Here is a 19042-nt window from a genome sequence, read left to right as displayed (position 1 = left end):
TTCGCTTGCCGGCCCCCACAACAAGAGAGACCCCAAATGACACACCGAGGACGAGGATCGAGGCCCGCGTGGCCGTTCAAGACATTGGCGCTGACACTGGCCATCTTGCTGACCGCTTGCGGCGGCGGTGGTGGTGGCAACGCTTCCTTTCCACTGACTCCCCCGTCCTCGGGCGGCACGCCGCCAGCGGCGCAGCCTGAAGATCCCGCGCCAGTCACGCCTCCGCCCACATGCGCCGCGGCCATTCCGGCCGGCGCGCCGCTCGCGGCCATCTCTTCCGTGCAGGGCACGGGCAACATCAGCCCCATGGCCTCGCAGGCCGTGACCGTGCGCGGCGTGGTCGTCGGAGATTTCCAGAACACCGGCACCACTTCGGTGAAGCTGAATGGGTTCTTCGTACAGCAGCTCGTGCCCGATGCCGACCCGATGACCTCGGAAGGCGTCTTCGTCTATGCGCCGAACAACGCCACCCGCGTGGCGGTCGGCGATTACGTGCAGGTCACTGGCGTGGTGGCCGAGTTCGGCCAGACTGCCGGTGTGGGGGCCAAGCCTGACAGCATCACGCAGATTGCCGGCACGACCCCGACCCCGCTCGCCATCAGCGTCTGCGGCAGCGGCGTGGTCGTCAAACCCACGCAGATCACACTGCCGGTCGCCGACGAGTCCACGCTCGAGCGCTACGAGGGCATGCTGGTCGAGATCGCGCAGCCCCTGGCCGTGACCGAACTCTTCGAGCTGGGCCGCTACGGCCAGATGGTGCTGTCGCTCAACGGGCGCCAGTTCAACCCGACCAACGGCAACGCGACGGCAACCCATGCGCAGAACCTGCTCTCGCGCATCGTGCTGGACGACGGCGCCTCGGTGTCCAACCCGAACCCCATTCCCTACCTGAGCGCGGCCGGCACCGACGGCACTCGGCGGATGGGCGACACGACGCAGAAGGTCACCGGCATCCTGAGCCACAACTTCGGGGCCTATCGCATCCAGCCGACGGTGGCACCGGTGTTCGCGCAGGCCAACCCGCGCCAGCCCTCGGCGCCGGTGGTCGGCGGCTCGCTCAAGGTGGCCAGCCTCAACGTGCTCAACTACTTCACCACCTTCGTGGACGGCACGAACTCCACGGGACAGACCGGCCAGGTCTGCCTGCTCGGCACAGGAGTCGCAACGGACTGCCGCGGCGCGAACAACCTGAACGAGTTCAAGCGGCAGCAGGCCAAGATCGTCGCCGCCATCGCGGGGCTCGACGCCGACGTGATCGGCCTGATGGAGATCCAGAACACCGACGTCGCAACGAACGACCTGCTGGCAGCCCTCAACGCCAAGCTCGGGCCGAATACTTACGCGGCAGTCAACAGCGGCGTGTTCGGCACGGATGCGATCAAGGTCGACATCCTCTACAAGCCCGCGAAGGTCCAGCGCGTCGGCAACGTCGTGCTGCCGACCGGCACCGACCTGACGGACTACACCGCCGCCAGCGGCCGGCCGCCGCTGGCCCAGCGCTTCAGCGCGGCGGGCAACAACGGTGGCTTCTGGTTCGTGGTCAACCACTTCAAGAGCAAGGGCAGCTGCCCCACCTCGGGCGACGTTGACCAGGGCCAAGGCTGCTGGAACCTGGCGCGCACCCAGCAGGCCACCGCGCTCAACAGCTTCGTGAGCAAGCTCAAGGCCAAGGGCACGACTGGAGAGAGCGACGTGCTGATGATGGGCGACTTCAACAGCTACCTGCTGGAAGACCCGACCAAGGTGCTTGAAGGCGCGGCCAACGAGAGTCTGCTCAAGCGCATGCCCGCTGGCGACCGCTACACCTACGTGTTCGGCGGCGAGACCGGTGCGCTCGACCACGCCTATGCCTCTGCCTCCCTGGCTTCGCAGGTCAACGGCGTGAGCGTGTGGCACATCAACTCCGACGAGCCGACCGCGCTCGACTACAACACCGACTTCACGACCGACGACCGCTACGCGCCCACGCCGTTCCGCGCGTCGGACCACGATCCGGTGCTCGTGGGCCTGAACCTCGCGGCCGATGCTGCGGTGGTGGAGCCCATCGTCAGCGCCTCGATTCCGGCCTCGGCGAAGATCGGCGAGACCTACAGCGTGGACATCACGGAAGCCATTCCTGGCGGGGCCAACACGATGACCTCGCTCGTGGTCGACTGGGGCGACGGCAGTCCTACCACCACGGCAACCGGTACTGGCGCGGTGACGCACACCTACGCGGCAGCGGGCACCTTCAGCGTGACGGTCACGCTGACCAACTCCGCCGGCCAGACCGCGACGAAGACGGGCAATGTGAATGTCACCACCACGGTCGTGGTGCTGCCGCCCGGCCCGCCGGACCTTTTCTTCAGCGAGTATGTGGAAGGCTCGTCGAACAACAAGGCGATCGAGCTCTACAACCCGACCGCCTCGGCGATCGACCTGAGCCTCTATGCCGTCAAGCTGTACTCGAACGGAGTGACTGCGCCGACGAGCACGCAGGCGCTGAGCGGCTCCCTGCCGCCTGGCGGCACGATCGTGTTGGCGCACGCCAGCGCCACGGCTGCCTTCAAACCGGCCGGCACTCAGGACAGCGGCGTCGCCAACTTCAACGGCGACGACGCCCTGACGCTGGAGAAGTCGGGCACGGTCATCGACCGCATCGGCCAGGTCGGGTTCGACCCCGGAACCGAGTGGAAGAGCGCCAACGGCGCAAGCACGCTGAACCAGACGCTGCGCCGCAAGCCCACCGTCAAATCGGGCGATCCCAATCCGGACATCGCTTTCGATACGGCGACGCAATGGGACAGCTTCCCCATCGACACCTCCGCGGGCCTGGGCTCGCACACGGTGAACTGAGCTTGGCCAGTGGGCGCCCTAATGCGGGCGCTCCGAGAGTTTTGGAGACGTTGCGCTTGCTCGGCGCAACGCTTCGACGCCGCGCCTTTGCGAGCACCTCTGGGAGCACGTAGGGTTTGACGCCAGCGCGCTCGGCACATGTTGGTGTGTGGGGTTCAGGGTCATTCAGGGCGACGCTCACGCCGACGGGTACCTTGCTCCGCGAATGTCCTCCGCCCTTCGGGCTCCCCCTTTATTTCGCTGCGCAAGGCACCCCATCGGCGTGTGCGTTTGGAGCCGCTGCTGAGTGATGCGACGCGGGGCTCGCGAGGTCTGCGCGCGGCGTGTTGCGGAAGCTGCATTAGTTCGCAGTCTCCGCGACTTCGTGCTGTGGCAGCGGCTGCTTCGCCGGCTTCTTCTCTAGAGTGAATGCCCCTGTCACTCGATACCCCACCAAGGGGAGCAGAAAGGCGCCACCCACCCAACTCAACCGATGTTCGAAGGCTGCTTGCCTCGCGGCAGGTCGTCGGTGCGAAAGCAGCGATGCAGATGCGAGGTATCAAAAGGCGACGGCCGGGATGTAGCGAGCACCCCAGCCGTCTAACCAAGTTCGTGCACTACCTTGGAAGGAACGCACAAAAATGGCTACCAAGACTATAGCCCGGCCAACTACGCCGGTAGATTCCGAAGACAACGCCCAAGACCCGGCGGATCTTCTTGAAAACACCCTGTCTCAACTCGAAGCTCTCCTGTGGGTCTGCCACGGGCAAGACGTCGACTGGTGCAGCGGGGATGGGCCTCGACGATTGGACAACCTGCTTTGGCTTGCGGCCGAACTGGCTCGCAAGGCTGGGGAGTTGTTCCAGATGAGCGAGAAGGCGCGACACGGAGCGTCTGAAACCGGCGGCTAGCGGCTGGTCTGCGGGCTGCGTGTTTCGCGGCCCGTGGGGGCTTTGGGGTACGACGGCCGAAGTCTTTGCGTGGTGGAAATCCGTCCGCGCCATACCGATCCTCGGCAAACGCTGCGAGCAGCCGCTCTGCAGCAGTTGCTGTTTTCTGTTGGGGGCGTGCCAAACTTCGGCATCTGGCCAGTAGCGAGTCAGACTACATTCACCAGAAATCGGCCGGCGCCCATCAAGGAAGGTGCGTTGGGAGTTTCAACCATTGGCTTGCCTTGTGTGGCCCCAGACAGCACCTATAACGCCAACAAAGATGTCAAACCAAGAAACCGAATGGAACGGCTCCAAGCTTTTCGTGACCTCAACACTTCTGGCTAGAAAGCTGTGGCAAGCCGCATCCATCGACTTGTTTCTAGGCGAAAAATGCCTACTCAAGACAGGCGGAGTGTTCAAGCTTGTCGGCACGCACTCGGTCGAGTTCGAGCATGAAGGAACTCGCCATCGGGCCACCCTGTCCTGGGGCCGCGCCGGCTTCCGCTCCTTTCCAATTAAGGTCGAGATTGATGGTGCTCCCCTCCTTGAGGGGCACGTCGTCAGCAGCAACTGGCTTCTCTCGTTTTGGCCGTGGTTGGTAGTAGGAGGCCTGATCTCTCATTGGGCGTGGAGACAGTGAGGAGAACGGCTGTTCGCGACATTGGTGCGGCCAACTGCATTCGGCCAAGAGCAGCTGCTCAACACGGCCTACTCTCGTAGTGGTCGAGTTCAAAAAAAATCACATCTCGCAATAACGTATGAAACGAATTCCAGATCGCTACGTCCCCGACGATTGGACCGAAGAAGGAGCCAAGATTCTTTCCGAAGCAAGCCTTGAGAAAATCAAGAATGCGTTGGCTAGAGGTCCTGTCATTGTTCAGCACTGGTTCTATCGAGGAGCGAGTTGTCCACGTGTCGTTTCGTTCGAGGACCTCGAAGAATTTAAGGCCTACCTGGAACAGCATGCAATTCCGGGGGATGCCTTTGAGGTCTGGCGCTTCAACGAGGTCTGCAAGACGGAAAACGTGCTCGCTGAAGGTAAGTTGCATGACACGGATGGCTGCGTACCTAGGGGTGGCGCCTACTGATGACCGCCGCGTCCGGCTGCGGCCGGCCAGAACCCGACATTCATCTTGCCTGCCAAAATGAAGCTTTGACCAACGATGAGACGCCGTATCTCGCCTGCACTTATTGCGCTTGGCGCGGTGGTCGTCTTCGGCGTTACGAGTGTGCTGGTCGGCTATGGCTCCGGCTGGCTCGGTTCGCGGCTGGAGGCAAGGTGTCAGACGTACTGCGCGACCCAACGGAAGCAAGGTCAGATGGTGCCGGTCTATCCAAAATCCATGACCGGCTCCCGCGACGGGCCCACCGAATGTCGCTGCCGATAGTCGTCCCCTCGGCCAGAAGCGGAAGTAGAAGAGCGCCCATGACTGCTGAAGACCATGTCGAAGGCTTGGAAGGTTGGTTCCGGCCTTGGAACGAGCACGATCTGGCGGCAAGACCGTTCGTGAAGATTGGTGGGACATACACCCTCTACACGGGACGCCTGACGGAAGCTGAGGTCGCAACGCTGGGCAGGCTACTTCTCGGATTACCGGGAGCACGACCAGGCTCAATGGGCTTCTTCTGCGATCCCTCTGGTGGCCCATGCTTTGAAGCGTCGTTTGAGCCATCAGGCGTAACCGTCGAGGGTCAAGCGTCACCGGAACAATGGACTGCGTGGGACACAGCGTTCAGAGCGGCCGTTGAGGAAGCCAAGCTGCCACGCTTCCCAGCATAGAGGCGTAGGTCAGTTTGGGACCCTTTGCGCCAGCAGTTCGTGCGGCTACAGTCGGCCAAGACCAGTCGTTCGAAGCGGCTTCCTATTTTTTGAGCTTTCGTGCTCCTGGTATCGATCCTCATTGATGAAACCATGACCAATTGGAGCAAGTTGCAGCACGCTTATGGCAGTGCTGGTGATCTCCCTGCGTTACTTGGCGCTCTATCGCCTAATGCAGAGGATCCCGTGTGGGACGAGCTTTGGGGACGCGTCTGTCATCAAGGCACCGTCTACTCAGCCAGCGCTCCCGTATTGCCGTATCTACTGTCGGCCGCACGTGAGTGGCCACCAGTTGCCCGCGTCACGCCGCTGTCTCTGGCTGGAGCAATCGTGATTTCGCCAAATGTTTCAGGTAACCACGATCTGCAGCCCCATCGCTCGACCATTGAGGGCCTTCATAGGCTCGCGACCGAGACGACAGCAAGCATCGGGCTGTCGTCTACCGATTTCATCTATCTTCTGCAGGCTGTACTCGCCCTCGAAGGTGACTTGCTGTGGGGGCAGCATCTGCACAGGCTCGCCAGCGGCGAATTCGAGGGCAAATGCACGTTATGCGGAATTGGTCTTCTTGTCGGGGTTGGTCAATATGGATCATTTGTTGCATCAGAAGATTGGATCAACAAACCAACGGCGCCCCGGAACCCACTTCAGCCAAGCAGGGTCGGGGACCTGGATGAAGTGGCGAGGCGACTGCACAACTATGCTCTTGCAGCGTCGCAGAAGGAAGTCGCCCAACGGGTGCCATACGTTTTTGGTGTGGGCGCCTGCCCCAAATGCGGAAAATCCTTCGAAGTCGCCAAGGCGATCGCAGCGGTCGACTGACGGCCAGGAGCAGTCCTTCTGAACGATCCTTCAAGTAAATGCAACGCGCCCAATCGTACTGGTCACCTCGCCTACTCAGGCTCAACGTCAGCACGGCCTTCCTATTGATCGCGCTGGTCGAGTTGCCCATAGCTGCTTGGTGGGTCAAGGTGCCGTTATCGCTGGAGGGGGGACCTGCTTCCTGGCTTCTGCCATGGCTGCTCTACGACTTCATTCCGAGCTTCTTCATCGTTGCTTTTGTCGCGGCGGGAATCACCGGCATCGCTGCTGCAGTACAGCGCAGGTGGCGTCGCATACCTCAACTTTGCGCAGAGATGGCAATTTGCGTCCTCGCGGCATTCAATCTTCCCGCGTACTAGTTCACTCGCCCTGTTGATCGGGGAACTTTGCTGCCATCGATACGTGTGCCCGCTTCCGACACCGGTATACGCTTGGCTGGGGGCCTTTGCGCCGGCCGTGCGTAAGGCCACAATCGGTCATTCAATTTGGCAACCAAATTTCGAACTAGGAGCGAGTCATGAGCGTAGCTGTGATCGTCGAAGGCCGGTCTGGTTGCGCTGCCATTACGCTCACGCCCCCTCGGGGTTCGGACTCTCGCTTACTCGGCACGCTCCAGCGGGGACGCGATATTGATTCACTGGAGATGACATGAAAGAGGTCTTGAAGAAGGTGGCACCGAGCCTTCGAGCGCTCGGCTTCCGGGGCTCTGGTCAGAACTATCGGAAGCAGGAAGGAGATTTCGTTTTCGTCGTTAACTTCCAGGGAAGCAGGTGGGGCGAGGATTTCTACGTCAACCTCGGGGCCCATCCCGTGTTTATTCCAGCCGAGGGGGGCGCGGATCTGTCAAGGCTGAAGGAGTACGACTGCATGTTGCGGCGGAGAGTCGGCGATGCTTGGCCGCGGCAGATGCCCGACGAACTCTTCGTCCAGCTCGAGGCTGCGATTCTGGGGGCTCAGGCCGAGTTCTTTGGAGCGGCCCAGACCTTAAGGGGTGCGCTGGCGACCGACGGTCCGGATAAATTGCTAGGCAAATTTAGCGTCGGGACGACGAAAGCCCGCGCGACCCTCCATCTGGCTCGTGCAGCTGTAAAGCTCGGTCACATAGAGTTGGCTCGCGCATTAGTTGGCTGCGGCTTGGAACTGGCGGGCGACCGTGGCACCATGTTGACCGCCGAGCTTGGACGAGTCCTTGGCGAATAGCGTTGCGCAGCGCGTCCGACTAGTTTCGGCCGAGAGCGGTCGTGCGGCATCAGCGTCGTCACTCGCATGAGGGATCTTGCCGCGGCCGGTTGCACAATTGCTGCTCACAGGAGCGGACCGGATGCCAGCCATTCACCTCGTCGAACGCCTCGGAAACACCCACAAAGTCAAAGACGCCGCTCACCCGCACGAATACGACTGCGGCTATTGGGTCGTCTCAGTGCCGACCGCCGAACGGCTCGTGGCAGAGGGTGGAAACCTTTACCTTCATGACGGCCAGAACAAGCCGTCCAGATTCGGCGGAAAGATCATTGGCTTTCGTGTACATCAAGGCGGCCCTGAGAATGGGCGCCTTGTTTTCCGCATCCAAGTGACGCCAGAACACAGGGGCGTGAAGACGGGGCGGGAAGGCTGGGGAAACGAGAAGAAGATTGTTTGGTAGAGCTTCCGTGCAAGCCTTTGCAAAGGCGCAGGCGTCGCGCGGCTGAGTTGCTGAGAGTCCGCTTCGGAATGTCGCGAAGGACCGTAGTGGGCCCATTGCAGACCTTTCCGCCAGCGGATAGCAGTCGTTCAGTTTGATGCAAGCCTGTCTTTGAACTGCGTGAAATCTGTTCGGTAGACATCGGCGATGTTCGTGCCGACAACCTCATAGGCGCCTTCCATGTGATGGTGGAACGCGATTACCTGACCCGGCTGCTTCCAGTTGATGCCCCACAGCTCGTCGCTAGGGAAGGTCTGATCAAGTCCACGGATGGCCGCTCTGAACGTTGAACACGCACGCTGAAGGAGGACCAACGATGAGCCAGATCAGTTTTTCGGATGCCGAGCATGCAGGCAAGAGGAAGAAGACGCGCCGGGAAGTCTTCCTTGCCGAGATGGAACTGGTCGTGCCTTGGAAGGCGCTACTCAAAGTCATCGAACCACACTACCCGGTGGCGGGGCGAGGACGCCGACCGTATCCGCTCGAAGCGATGCTTCGTGTGCACTTGATGCAGAACTGGTTCGCGTTGAGCGATCCGGCGATGGAGGAAGCCCTGTACGAGATCACCTCGCTGCGCACGTTCGCAGGCCTGGGCATGGAGTCGATTCCCGATGAGACGACGATCCTGAACTTCCGCCACTTGCTGGAGGCCAGCGATCTGGCGGAGGACATCTTCAAGCAGGTCAACGCCCACCTGGCCAGGAAGGGGCTGCTTCTGAAGAGAGGCTCCATCGTGGACGCCACGATCATCGCGGCGCCCAGTTCGACAAAGAACGAGAGCGGCGAGCGAGATCCGGAGATGCACCAGACGAAGAAGGGCAACCAGTGGCACTTCGGGATGAAGGCGCACATCGGCGTGGACGCGGACTCGGGGCTGGTGCACACGGTGACGACCACGGCCGCCAACGAGGCAGACGTGGAGCAGGTGAGCGACCTGCTGCACGGCAAGGAGAGCGAGGTGTGGGCAGACTCGGGCTATCGCGGAGCACAGAGTCGGGTGAAGCGCAGCGTGCAGTGGCACATTGCAGGCAGGCCCAGCGACATGGCGAAGATGCCCGAGGGCCGAGCCAAAGCCAGAGCGCGCAAGCAGGAATACCAGAAGGCCAGCATCCGGGCAAAGGTGGAGCATCCGTTCCGGGTGATCAAGCGGCAGTTCGGCTTGGCGAAGGTGAGGTTCAGGGGGCTGGCCAAGAACACGGCGCATGTGATCACGCTGTTTGCACTGTCGAACCTGTGGATGGCCAGGAAGAAACTGATCGCGATGCTGGGACAGGTGCGTCTGCAGACGGCATGAAGGGCCGCAGGGCCTCTCAAACGCATGGGATGCTCGGTGAGACGAGCCTGTGAGCGCAACGACCAAATACGCGCGCTCGCCATCAAGCCAATTTACGACTTGATCAGACCTTCCCTAGTAGAGCTGCCGAAGAAGACAAAGGGCTTGAGGTCAAACTCTGGCCTGAAACCTTCCCATTCCGCCCAGAGCGTCTTCGTAAGGCTGACCATAGATTCTTCGACAGACAGCGGCAACAAGTAGGCGGCATTCCCGAGGTTCTCTCTCACTCCGTCCGCCTCGAGATAGAGTGCTCGAAGTTCATCGGGAAAGCGCACCCCCAGTTTCGCTTCGGCGTCGGCAATCACGTCTGCGGAAGTTGGGGGGCCGTACAGCCAATCGGGGTAGTGTTCTTTCAGCATACTTCTAGAGTACCCAAGTTGAGGCGTGAGCGCACCAAGTGCCTGCTTCGGAGCGAAATGATGCCCACCAGCGAGTGACGGCATCTGGCCGAACTAGGACCTTCCCCTTGGATGCGTAGGCCACCGATATTCAAGCTCCTCAGCTCCCATAGAAGTTTGAAGAGTCGATTCGACTGGAGGAGGCGGTCCGCCTTTGAACACGTGCACGTAGCCACGCTTGATCTCCCAAGTCATGCTGCGAGCAGGACTCAAGCCAAACTCAATGTGAAGCTGAACCCTGTCCCAGTAGAGACGCCGAAGCAGGTTCTCGAATTTGTCGAGCCATGTTCCGATGTCTGAGTCAATTTCTTTCAGACCTGCAGCAAAGTGAATGGGCCTGCCCCAGTAGGCGATCATGGGCTCCCCTGAAGGGACTAGTCCGAACATTCTTCGGCTCAGGGGCGGCCAATCATCTTGGGCGGGCAAGCGATCGATCACCATCTCGTTGTATTTTTGAAGAGCCAGAACTTGCTCTTCAAACGGTACATCAGCGCCAGAAGGGTTTTGATTCGCTTCAGCGATGTAGCCGTAGACATAACTTGGAAATCCCATCCTCTCACCCCCTAGAAATCGCACGACTACCGATGATGCTTGATCCTGGTCGCCGCCGAATCAAGAATATGGTCCGGGCGAAATTTCTGCGATGCCATCGAAGGTCTGCTTCTGGCCGCTAGGTGTCCGTCGTTACTTGGTCCCAAGACTGGCCACAGTAGCCAACAAGCCAATTGATCGCATGGTGACGCTCCTGCACGACCTCAGCATCAAGTTCCGGAATCTTCGGACGATAGTCCGGGTGCGAAAAACCTCGCTGTCGAGCTACAACATGCAGATCCTGAAGCTCGTAGGCGGCAGCGAAAAGTTCACCGTCAGACCTAAGCCGAGCAGTTTCACAGAACTCAGACGCCGACTCGTCACCGTATGGAGGCAGAAGTCTCTCGATGAATGCTACCTTGCCGCCAGGGGTCGGAAACGGAAGCGCGGGAATCTTATGCAAGGCCCACAGAAGAACGACTAAACGTTCAGATTGCCAAGAGAAATTGATGGCCATCTGCTCGCTCGCAGCACCCGTCATTTGCGCGCGCTCGTTCGGTGTTAGCTCGTCGGAAAGACTCATTGCAGCGAGCCAATCCATGAGTTCTTCACATGGTGCGCCAAAGGCCGAGGCGACCACAGCGCCAAGAACCAGTGTGCGATTCAAGACATCTTGAAGTGGGCGAACGACGTCGTCCTCATCTCCGCCAATTTGGTTCGATAGCGCGGCCATGGCTGATTGTTATAGCCTGCGTAGGAACGAGCACGCACTCTTACAACGGTTTGTTGCGACTCAATCACGAAGGTCGGCTTCTGGCCGAGGCTGTGTGGAAACGGCCTGACTTGCGAGTATGCCGAACCGGCGACTGATTCATCCAGTTGTTGTGGGCCGCTGGACGCGCAGCGTGGCACGCCCGAGGGGCAAGAAGGCAAGCAAAGGGGCTCATGGATCAATCTCATCGCCTTCATCGTTCTGCTCATGCCCAGTATCGAGATCACCCGCTTCATGTTGTAGGCCAGCACGTGCAGGCTCATCTCAGTGCCCACGTTCGCCAGCGTTTTGGTGAGGAAGTGGGTCGAACCCATCCAGTGTTTGAGCGTGCCGAAGACGTGCTCGACGGTGCGCCGTCGTAACGTCATTGCATCAGGCTTGCGATCCAGTCGCTGCTGCGCGCGCTCGAGCACCGCTTCGTGCTCCCATCGCCGCACTCGCCGATAGGCACTGGGTGTGCACTGAGGCTTCAGCGGGCAACTGGGGCAGGCGCTGGTCCAATATAGGTGTGCATGCAGGCCGCTCTTCTCCACAGTGCTGAACCTGAAGATGGCCCGTTGTCCTGCTGGGCATAGGTACTCGTCGTCCTTCGCGATGTAGATGAAGTCGCTCTTGTCGAAGCGACCGTCCGCCTTGGCGCCGGAGGTCATCGGCTTGGGCACGTAGGCCGCGATGCCCATCCTCACAAGCCTTGAGTTCCGTGCCGTTGAAGTAGCCGCGATCAGCAAGTGCTTGCAGCTTGGTTTTGTTCATCGCTTCGCGCGCAGCGTTGGCCATCTTGCTCAGCTGCGCGCGGTCGTTGCCGACGTTGGTCACCTCGTGCGCCACGATCAAGTGGTGCTTCGCATCGACCGCCGCCTGCACGTTGTAGCCCACCAGGCCCGAGCCCGTGGCCTGTGAGTTCATCGAGCGCGCGTCAGGGTCAGTGAGCGAGCGTTGGCCGTCGGGCTCGTCCTTCAGCTCTTCTCGGGTGTCGTCGAGCTGCTTCATCTGATTGCGCAGCTTCTTGATCTTGTCCTGCAGTCGCTCGGTCTTGGCTTCAACCTCGGCAGGCTGGGTGCGATCGGCCGTCTCCAGGGCGTCTAGGTAACGCTGGATGCTCTGCTCGATCTGCTTCTGGCGCCCGTCGATCTTGCCGGGTGTGAAGTTGCGGTCTCGACTGTTGACTGCCTTGAACTTGCTGCCATCGATGGCCACCACAGCGCTGGTGAACAGCTTGAGCTCGCGGCACAGGATGATGAATTGACGGCACGCGTTGCGGATGCCCTGGCCGTTGTCCCGACGGAAGTCTGCGATAGTCTTGAAGTCAGGCGCCAATCGGCCGGTGAGCCACATCAGTTCCACGTTGCGCTGCGCTTCGCGCTCAGGCGCCGGCTCGACTGAATGCGGTTTAGATAGCCGTAGATGTAGAGCTTAAGCAGCACCGATGGGTGGTACGAAGGTCGTCCGGTTGCTGCTGGCTCGACACCTTGGAAGCCCAACGCGTGCAGATCAAGCTCCTCGACGAAGGCATCCACGACTCGCACCGGGTTGTCTTCGCCGATATAGTCGTCCAGGCACTCTGGCATCAAGGTCACTTGCCGCCGGTCCTCGCTCTCGATGAATCGCCTCATGAGCCACCACCTTGTTCAGACGGGTTGGCTCAATATAGGTGACCATCGAGGGTGTTTCCACACAGCCTCGGCCGCATTCTGCCTTCCCCGGCTTCAGGCTCTGCTTTGCCAAATCAGTGCGGCGCCAAGCACGATGAGTGCCACCACAAACAGCCCGAAGAATGAGTACCAGCCTGCCCGGAGGACAGAGCAATAGGCAATGAACATTCGGTCATGCGTCATGAGGTACGAGCGTCGGTCCAAGAACTCGAAGAAGCTTCTGCTTGCGGGCGTTCTGGCAAGCCATATCCAAGCTTCGGGCTGCCCCCAACTGGCCCAGACTTCCGGAAATCTTCTGCGAAGGATGATCGCCATGATGACCGTTCCAGCGCACACGGTCGCCCCCAACGCGAAAACCGCGTAGACAAGAAGCTGTAGGGCGTTCTGCATCAGGCGTTGAGGGCAATTGGGACGCAGAGATGAATGTCTGGAACTGGCCGCATTCTGCCTGTCAGCTGATAGGCTGCGCATGTTCGCCCAGTTCACGGTTTCTCTCGGAGCGCAGGGTGTAGACATTGAGGACAAGTCAATGAGCACGGACAGCCGCATCATCGTTTCGCTCGACTTCCCTACCGCCGCATTGGCGGCGGACCTCGTGAAGCAGTTGGGCGCAGCCACTACGTTCTACAAGGTAGGCCTGCAGCTGCTGACGGCAGCAGGACCTTCGGTCGTCCGCGAGCTTGTAGATGCAGGGAAAAGTGTTTTCCTGGACCTCAAGCTGCTGGAAATTCCAAGCTCAGTGGCTGGCGCGGTGACGGCAGCCGGACATCTGGGTGCTTCGATGGTGACTGTGCACGCCTCAGGCGGTTCCGCTGTGCTTCGCTCGGCAGTTCAAGCCGCGAGCCAGTTCCCTCAACTAAAGATTCTTGCGCTCACCGTCATCACCAGCATGAGTGAACAGGATTTGAAAGAGGTAGGTGTCGCCTCGACGGTTCCAGAGCAGGTCGCACGACTGGGCCGTCTTGCAACCGCAGCCGGTTGCCATGGCGTTGTAGCGTCCCCATTGGAGGTGAGGCTGCTTCGTGAGGTCTTGTCGCCCGGTGCCCTTATCGTGACGCCAGGTACGCAGCTCTCAGGCGATGAACAAAATGACCACGTGAGGGCTGCGACTCCCACGCAGGCAATCGGGGCTGGCGCGACGCACGTGGTCATCGGCCGACCCATATCGCGTGCCTTGAATCCCGCTGCCGTGTTCGCGGCAGTGCGCGCTGAGCTGGCTACCGCCATCCAGTGACGCTGAAGCGGCCAGGCTGATTTGGACCACCGATCGAGCAAAGCGATCAACGGTTGCCCAGCGCCGGCCCTGCCGATACGACTGTCGAAATGCGGCGGGATCGAGCCAAGGCGGCGTTCGTGCCCGTGCAGTTCGACGCCACGACCTCGCAGGCAGCATCGGATATCCGCGTGCCGATGCTCTGGACCGCAGGCCTGCGATCCGAGGTGTGGGAAGGGCCGAGATTCAGCGGAAACGTGGGTTACGTCTGCGCGGAAATCAACGGGCCGTTTACAAGCGCCGTACGCACGACACAGCGCAATACAAGCAACTGCACCGTGGCCTTCATAGTGCTCTTCCGCCGTCGCCGGCGCGTTGCTACGGAGTTCGCCCAAGCCACCCCACAACGCCCTTCGGCCACCTTGCCGGAGGGCCATCGGAGCACAAGTCGTGTCGTCGCCGAAAAAGAACGCCGCCTTCCTCGTCTCGATCTCGGGCCACCACCTCCCGGCATGGCTGTGGAGCGCAGGAAGAAGCAGGCCTCGTTCGCGTGCACCGGCCGGATCTAGCGCTTAGAAAAGTAGCGCTTTTTAGTTAATGCCATGTAACGCCATCGGGCGTTACCGACAGGCCAACCAGGCGCTTGGACGCACGCGCAGGGCTGAACGCACGCCGACTGCACGACGTCAGAGAGGCATGTCATGTTCACACGCTATGTCGTCCGCACCCTGCTTTGCATTGCCGCCGTGCCGGCCATCTCCGAGGAGTCCGTACCCATCCATGGCCGGGTGTTTCTGACCAAAGCCGAGGTAGAGACCACCTTGATCGGCAAGCCCATCGTTTCAAGCAATCTTTCGACCGGCATGGTCTCGCGCTGGCAGTTCTATTCGGATGGCCGCGTCGACTTTGTCAATCAAAGCGGGCCCGGCAAGGCGTCGGGCAAGTGGGTTCTCAACCCCGACGGCTCGATGTGCGTGACGATGATCTCTCGAACCGGCTGCCGCTACTGGTTCAGGAACGAAAAGGACGGTGGCATTGCGAATGCCCAAACCAGGGAGCCGAATGCGCCTACCGTGGCTGAGATACGGTTTGAGTGATGGTGCGAGATTGGGTGGTTCGAGCTGGGATGGACGAGGTCCGGCAAATGTTCAGTGTTGCGCCCGCGCATATCCATCCGCAATCCGCCGCAGCGGTCGAACCACGAACTTCATAGCCGCACGCGCCCCGAACAGCGAGCGGCCCGCACAGAGCAAGTGCGGGCAAGAGATCAGCGCAACGCTTCAACCAGATCGAGCACCATCCGGTCACCACCGAACTTCTCGACCCCGTGAGTCAGCAGCGCATCCACAGCCTGCGCAATGCCATGGCTCGAAGAAGACTGCTCCGCCATGTCGTTGTAGTACCCCAGGTCCTTCTTCGCATTCGCCATCGAGAACTTCAGCGAATCGGTGCTGCCCGTCAGCAGCTTGGGCTTGACGCGTTCCAGCGCCACGCCGTTGCCGCCGCCCTTGGCGAGCACGTCGACGAACACGTCGGGCTTCACGCCGGCGCGCTCGGCGCAGGCGGCCGCCTCGCACAGCAGCGCCACGGTGCCCAGCGACACGAAGTTGTGCAGCAGCTTCATCGCGTGGCCGGCACCGATGCCGCCCACGTGCGTGATGTTCTCGGCGAAGCAGCGCAGCAGCGGCAGGCAAGAGGCCAGCACTTGCTCGTCGCCGCCCACCAGCAGGTTCAGCCGGCCTTCTGCGGCTTCCTTCGCGGTGCGGGTCATGGGCGCGTCGATGAACTTGCCGCCCTTGGCGCTCACTGCTTCCGCGACCTTGGCGGTGGAGGCGGGCACTGCCGTCGAGCAGTCGATCACCACGGTGCCGGGGCGCAGCGTGGTCAGTGCGCCGCTGTCGCCGAGCATCACGGCCTCGACCTGAGGGGTACCCGTGACGCACAGGATCAGCACGTCGACCTGCGCGGCCAGCGCGGCCACGTCCTTCACCGAGGTGGCGCCGGCCTTCAGCAGGCCGTCGATGGGCTGGTTGCCCGCGTGCTCCAGCACGGTGAGCTGGTGGCCGTGCTTGACGATGTTGCTGGCGATGCCATGGCCCATGAGGCCGACGCCGACGAGGCCGACCTTGCGCGGCGCTTGCTGTTGTTCAGTGGTGGTTGTCATGTGTTGTCTTCATCCGTGCTTGATGGCGATGGTCTTGAGGGTCGTGAATCCGAGCAGGGCCTCGAAGCCCTTCTCGCGACCGAAGCCGCTGGATTTCACGCCGCCGAAAGGCAGTTCTACACCACCCGCCGCACCGTAATTGTTGACGAAGACCTGGCCGCAATGCAGCTTGTGCGCCATGCGCAGCTGGCGCGCGCCGTCGCGGGTCCACACGCCGGCCACCAGGCCGAAGTCCGTGCCGTTGGCCAGGCGCACCGCCTCGGCCTCGTCGGCGAAGGGCGTCACGGCCAGCACCGGGCCGAAGATCTCGCGCTGCGCGATGTCGCTCTCGTGCGGCACGTCGCGGAACAGCACGGCCTCCTGGTAGTAGCCGGTGGACGAAGCGTTGGGCGACACCGTGCCGCGCGCCGCCACCTTCAAGCCGGCGGCCTCGGCGGTCGCGACCATGTCGCGCACCTGGCGGAACTGCTTTTCGTTGATGAGCGGACCCATGTCCAGGTCTTCGGCGGGCGTGCCCGCGCGTACGGCGGTGAAGCGCTTGGCGAGGCGCTGCACCACTTCTTCATAAACCGACTGTTCCACCAGCACGCGGCTGCCCGCCGAACAGGTCTGGCCGGCGTTCTGGATGATGGCGTTGAGCAGCACCGGCTCGGCCGCGTCGAGATCGGCGTCTGCGAACACGATCTGCGGCGACTTGCCGCCCAGCTCCAGCGTTACCGGGCAGTGGCGCTCGGCCGCGGCCAGGCCCACGCTGCGGCCGGTCATGGTCGAGCCGGTGAAAGAGATGTGGTCGATGCCCGGGTGCGCGCACAGCGCGGCGCCGGCTTCCTTGCCGTAGCCCGTCACCACGTTGAGCGCGCCGGCCGGAAAGCCCACTTCGGTCGCGATCTCCGCCAGGCGCAGCAGCGACAGGCTCGCATCTTCCGCCGGCTTCACCACGCAGGCGTTGCCCGCGGCGAGCGAGGCGCCCACGCTGCGGCCCGCGATCTGCATCGGGTAGTTCCAGGGAATGATGTGGCCCGTCACGCCGTGCGGCACGCGCACCGTCAGCACGGTGTAGCCGCGCTCGTAGGGCAGGGTGTCGCCGTGCAGCTTGTCGCAGGCGCCGGCGTAGTACTCCATGTAGCGGGCCAGCGCGGTGGCGTCGTTGCGCGCCACGCGCAGCGCCTTGCCGGTGTCGCGCGCCTCGAGCTGGGCCAGCTCCTCGTGGTGCTCCATGACGGCTGCCCCGAGCTTGGCGAGCAGGCGGCCGCGCTGCAGCGCGGTCATGCCGCCCCAGGGGCCGTCGAAGTTCTCGCCCATGGCCTGGCGCGCGGCGCGCACGGCGGTGTCCACGTCTGCGGCGGTGCCGCGCGCGATCTCGCCGAACTTGCTGCCATCGCTCGGGTCGATCACGTCGATGGTGGCGTTGCCTTCGGACTGCACGCGGCGTCCGTCGATGTAGTGGGCTGCTGTTGCGTTCATGGTGTCTTGTCTCCTGGGGGCCGGGTCAACGGGTCGCGTTGGGTTCCGGCCAGGGTTTCTGCGTTTCGCGGATCTGCTCGAAGGCGCGGCTGAACTGCAGCACGCCCAGGTCGTCGAAGCGACGACCGGCAATCTGCAGGCCGATGGGCAAGCCTTCGGCCGAGTAGCCGCAGTTGATCGAGGCAGCGGGCTGCTCCGACATGTTGTAGGGCACGGTGAAGCCGATGTGCTCCAGCGGCAGCATCGGGTCGTTGGTCGGCGAGGCGTGGTCGGCCGGCGCGGGCATGTTGGGCGACACCGGCGAGATCACGAAGTCGTAGGCCTTGGTCGCGGCGATGGCCGCCGCGCGCGTGGCGATGAACTCGCTGTAGGCCTCGAAGATGTGCGCGCCCGAAAAGCCGGCCGCGCTCTCGGCCCATTCGCGGATGTACGGCAGGATCTTCGCGCGCTTCTCCGGCGCCATAGCCTGGATGTCGATGCACGAGCGCATGCGCCAGAAGTGGTCCATGCCCTTGAGCATCTTCGGCGTCATGAAGGCCGGGATTTCCTCGACGTGCGCACCAGCGGCCTCGATGTGCTTCGCCGCGCGGCGCACGGCTTCGGCGATCTGCGGGTCCAGCGGCAGGCCGCAGCCCGCGTCCATGTGCAGCGCCACGCGCTTGCCCTTGATGAACGACGGATCGACCTCGAAGGCATTCCAGTCGATGACTGGCGGCGGCAGTTCGGAATAGTCGCGGTCGTCGGGCTGCGCGACCGAAGCCATCATCAGCGCCGAATCGGCCACGGTGCGGGTCATCGGGCCGGCACAGCGGCCCATGTAGGGAGAGCTCAGCGGAATGCGGCCGAAGCTGGGCTTGAGCGTGTAGATGCCGCACCAGCTCGCCGGCAGGCGCAGCGAGCCGCCGATGTCGGTGCCCACGTGCAGCGGGCCGTAGCCGGCGGCGGCAGCAGCACCGGCGCCAGCGCTGGAACCGCCGGGCGTGCGCGACAGGTCCCACGGATTGCGCGAGAGCTCATGAAAGCTCGACAGCCCCGACGACAGCATGCCCAGGTCGGGCATGGTGGTCTTGGCGACCAGCACGGTGCCGTCTTCCTTCAGGCGCGCGGCGGGCGGCGAGTCGTAGCTCATCGGCACGAGGTCGTAGGCGGCGGTGCCCAGCGGCATCGCATCGCCCTTGGTCGCGAGGTTGTCCTTGATGGTCACGGGCACGCCGTCGAGCGTGCCGAGCGGCTTGCCGGCCAGCCAGCGTGCCTCGGAGGCGCGGGCTTGTTCCAGCGCCAGTTCGGGGCGGAAGAGCCAGGTGGCATGCAGCTCGGGCTCGTAGGCCGCGATGCGCTCGTTCACCGAGCGCGCCACTTCCACCGGCGAGAGTTCCTTGGAGGCATAGGCCGCGTGCAGCTCCTGCACGCCCAGGGAATACAGGGGCTTCGATGTCGACGTGCTCAT

22 protein-coding genes and 1 pseudogene are annotated in these 19042 nt (G+C 62.3%); 12 read left to right on the top strand and 11 right to left on the bottom strand.

Translation table 11 applies throughout. From position 1 onward, the window contains the following. The first annotated feature begins 36 nt into the window (after positions 1-36). The 8 genes from ABL840_RS29790 to ABL840_RS29755 all read left to right on the top strand — a co-directional run bounded on the left by ABL840_RS29790 (position 37) and on the right by ABL840_RS29755 (position 8029). Positions 37-2835, top strand: a complete 2799-nt coding sequence (locus ABL840_RS29790) for an ExeM/NucH family extracellular endonuclease (RefSeq protein WP_093301802.1) — start codon at positions 37-39, stop codon at positions 2833-2835. A gap of 620 nt (positions 2836-3455) precedes the next feature. Further along, positions 3456-3725, top strand: a complete 270-nt coding sequence (locus ABL840_RS29785; RefSeq protein WP_093301801.1) for a hypothetical protein — start codon at positions 3456-3458, stop codon at positions 3723-3725. Positions 3726-4026: 301 nt separating this feature from the next. After that, a complete protein-coding gene (locus ABL840_RS29780; protein ID WP_143042932.1) occupies positions 4027-4386 on the top strand; it encodes a hypothetical protein in 360 nt (119 codons plus the stop codon). A 118-nt stretch (positions 4387-4504) separates the two neighbouring features. Beyond that, entirely contained in the window at positions 4505-4834 is a 330-nt protein-coding gene (locus ABL840_RS29775; RefSeq protein ID WP_143042931.1) for a hypothetical protein, read from the top strand. A gap of 824 nt (positions 4835-5658) precedes the next feature. Then, positions 5659-6387 carry a hypothetical protein gene (locus tag ABL840_RS29770; protein ID WP_143123838.1) on the top strand — a complete coding sequence of 243 codons (729 nt, stop codon included), beginning with the start codon at positions 5659-5661 and terminating at the stop codon, positions 6385-6387. 38 nt (positions 6388-6425) lie between these two features. Further along, entirely contained in the window at positions 6426-6746 is a 321-nt protein-coding gene (locus ABL840_RS29765; RefSeq protein ID WP_093301798.1) for a hypothetical protein, read from the top strand. Between the two features lie 289 nt (positions 6747-7035). Then, positions 7036-7587 carry a DUF4304 domain-containing protein gene (locus ABL840_RS29760; RefSeq protein WP_093301796.1) on the top strand — a complete coding sequence of 184 codons (552 nt, stop codon included), beginning with the start codon at positions 7036-7038 and terminating at the stop codon, positions 7585-7587. A 121-nt stretch (positions 7588-7708) separates the two neighbouring features. Continuing rightward, positions 7709-8029 (top strand): hypothetical protein, encoded by a 321-nt coding sequence (locus ABL840_RS29755; protein ID WP_143042929.1) that lies wholly within the window; start codon positions 7709-7711, stop codon positions 8027-8029. A 128-nt stretch (positions 8030-8157) separates the two neighbouring features. Here ABL840_RS29755 and ABL840_RS29750 read toward each other — a convergent pair whose 3' ends face one another. Further along, positions 8158-8382 (bottom strand): hypothetical protein, encoded by a 225-nt coding sequence (locus ABL840_RS29750; RefSeq protein WP_093301795.1) that lies wholly within the window; start codon positions 8380-8382, stop codon positions 8158-8160. A 2-nt stretch (positions 8383-8384) separates the two neighbouring features. Here ABL840_RS29750 and ABL840_RS29745 point away from each other — a divergent pair, with 2 nt between their 5' ends. Further along, on the top strand, positions 8385-9362 hold the full coding sequence (locus tag ABL840_RS29745) for an IS5 family transposase (protein ID WP_418115967.1): 978 nt from the start codon (positions 8385-8387) through the stop codon (positions 9360-9362). Between the two features lie 92 nt (positions 9363-9454). Here ABL840_RS29745 and ABL840_RS29740 read toward each other — a convergent pair whose 3' ends face one another. The 7 genes and pseudogenes from ABL840_RS29740 to ABL840_RS29710 form a co-directional block, all read right to left on the bottom strand. Next, on the bottom strand, positions 9455-9760 hold the full coding sequence (locus tag ABL840_RS29740; protein ID WP_093308113.1) for an SMI1/KNR4 family protein: 306 nt from the start codon (positions 9758-9760) through the stop codon (positions 9455-9457). Between the two features lie 93 nt (positions 9761-9853). Next, complete coding sequence (locus tag ABL840_RS29735; RefSeq protein ID WP_143043091.1) at positions 9854-10351, bottom strand: hypothetical protein; 498 nt, start codon at positions 10349-10351, stop codon at positions 9854-9856. A gap of 118 nt (positions 10352-10469) precedes the next feature. Further along, positions 10470-11063, bottom strand: coding sequence for a DUF4272 domain-containing protein (locus ABL840_RS29730; RefSeq protein ID WP_093308114.1), 594 nt, complete (start codon positions 11061-11063; stop codon positions 10470-10472). Next, positions 10994-11752 (bottom strand): transposase, encoded by a 759-nt coding sequence (locus ABL840_RS29725; protein WP_418116056.1) that lies wholly within the window; start codon positions 11750-11752, stop codon positions 10994-10996. Before ABL840_RS29725 ends, ABL840_RS29730 begins: the two co-directional genes overlap by 70 nt. A 4-nt stretch (positions 11753-11756) precedes the next feature. Next, positions 11757-12008 (bottom strand): annotated as a pseudogene (locus tag ABL840_RS29720) (transposase); the annotation flags it as partial. Positions 12009-12436: 428 nt separating this feature from the next. Next, complete coding sequence (locus ABL840_RS29715; protein WP_418116055.1) at positions 12437-12715, bottom strand: transposase; 279 nt, start codon at positions 12713-12715, stop codon at positions 12437-12439. 93 nt (positions 12716-12808) lie between these two features. Further along, the gene (locus ABL840_RS29710) at positions 12809-13240 is read right to left on the bottom strand and encodes a hypothetical protein (protein WP_143043076.1); all 432 of its coding nucleotides are present in this window, start codon (positions 13238-13240) and stop codon (positions 12809-12811) included. Between the two features lie 43 nt (positions 13241-13283). Between ABL840_RS29710 and pyrF the strand changes: the two genes are divergently transcribed. The 3 genes from pyrF to ABL840_RS29695 all read left to right on the top strand — a co-directional run bounded on the left by pyrF (position 13284) and on the right by ABL840_RS29695 (position 15064). Then, positions 13284-13988 (top strand): orotidine-5'-phosphate decarboxylase, encoded by a 705-nt coding sequence (pyrF, locus tag ABL840_RS29705; RefSeq protein ID WP_093308073.1) that lies wholly within the window; start codon positions 13284-13286, stop codon positions 13986-13988. Positions 13989-14107: 119 nt separating this feature from the next. Next, positions 14108-14536, top strand: a complete 429-nt coding sequence (locus tag ABL840_RS29700) for a hypothetical protein (RefSeq protein ID WP_143043077.1) — start codon at positions 14108-14110, stop codon at positions 14534-14536. Positions 14537-14668: 132 nt separating this feature from the next. Then, complete coding sequence (locus ABL840_RS29695; protein WP_418116054.1) at positions 14669-15064, top strand: hypothetical protein; 396 nt, start codon at positions 14669-14671, stop codon at positions 15062-15064. A gap of 170 nt (positions 15065-15234) precedes the next feature. Here the strand turns inward: ABL840_RS29695 and ABL840_RS29690 are convergent, their stop codons facing one another. Genes ABL840_RS29690 through ABL840_RS29680 form a run of 3 tightly spaced genes read right to left on the bottom strand, consistent with a single transcriptional unit; the run spans position 15235 to position 19042 of the window. Next, a complete protein-coding gene (locus ABL840_RS29690; protein ID WP_093197301.1) occupies positions 15235-16131 on the bottom strand; it encodes an NAD(P)-dependent oxidoreductase in 897 nt (298 codons plus the stop codon). Positions 16132-16140: 9 nt separating this feature from the next. Then, complete coding sequence (locus ABL840_RS29685) at positions 16141-17595, bottom strand: aldehyde dehydrogenase family protein (protein WP_093308063.1); 1455 nt, start codon at positions 17593-17595, stop codon at positions 16141-16143. Between the two features lie 25 nt (positions 17596-17620). Next, positions 17621-19042, bottom strand: a complete 1422-nt coding sequence (locus tag ABL840_RS29680; protein WP_093308065.1) for an amidase — start codon at positions 19040-19042, stop codon at positions 17621-17623.

Origin of the sequence: Variovorax sp. NFACC27 (genome assembly GCF_048301545.1) — a bacterium.
GTDB lineage: Bacteria > Pseudomonadota > Gammaproteobacteria > Burkholderiales > Burkholderiaceae_C > Variovorax > Variovorax gossypii.
Note: the sequence above shows the minus strand (reverse complement) of the source record. Positions and strands in the feature narration are given on the sequence as shown.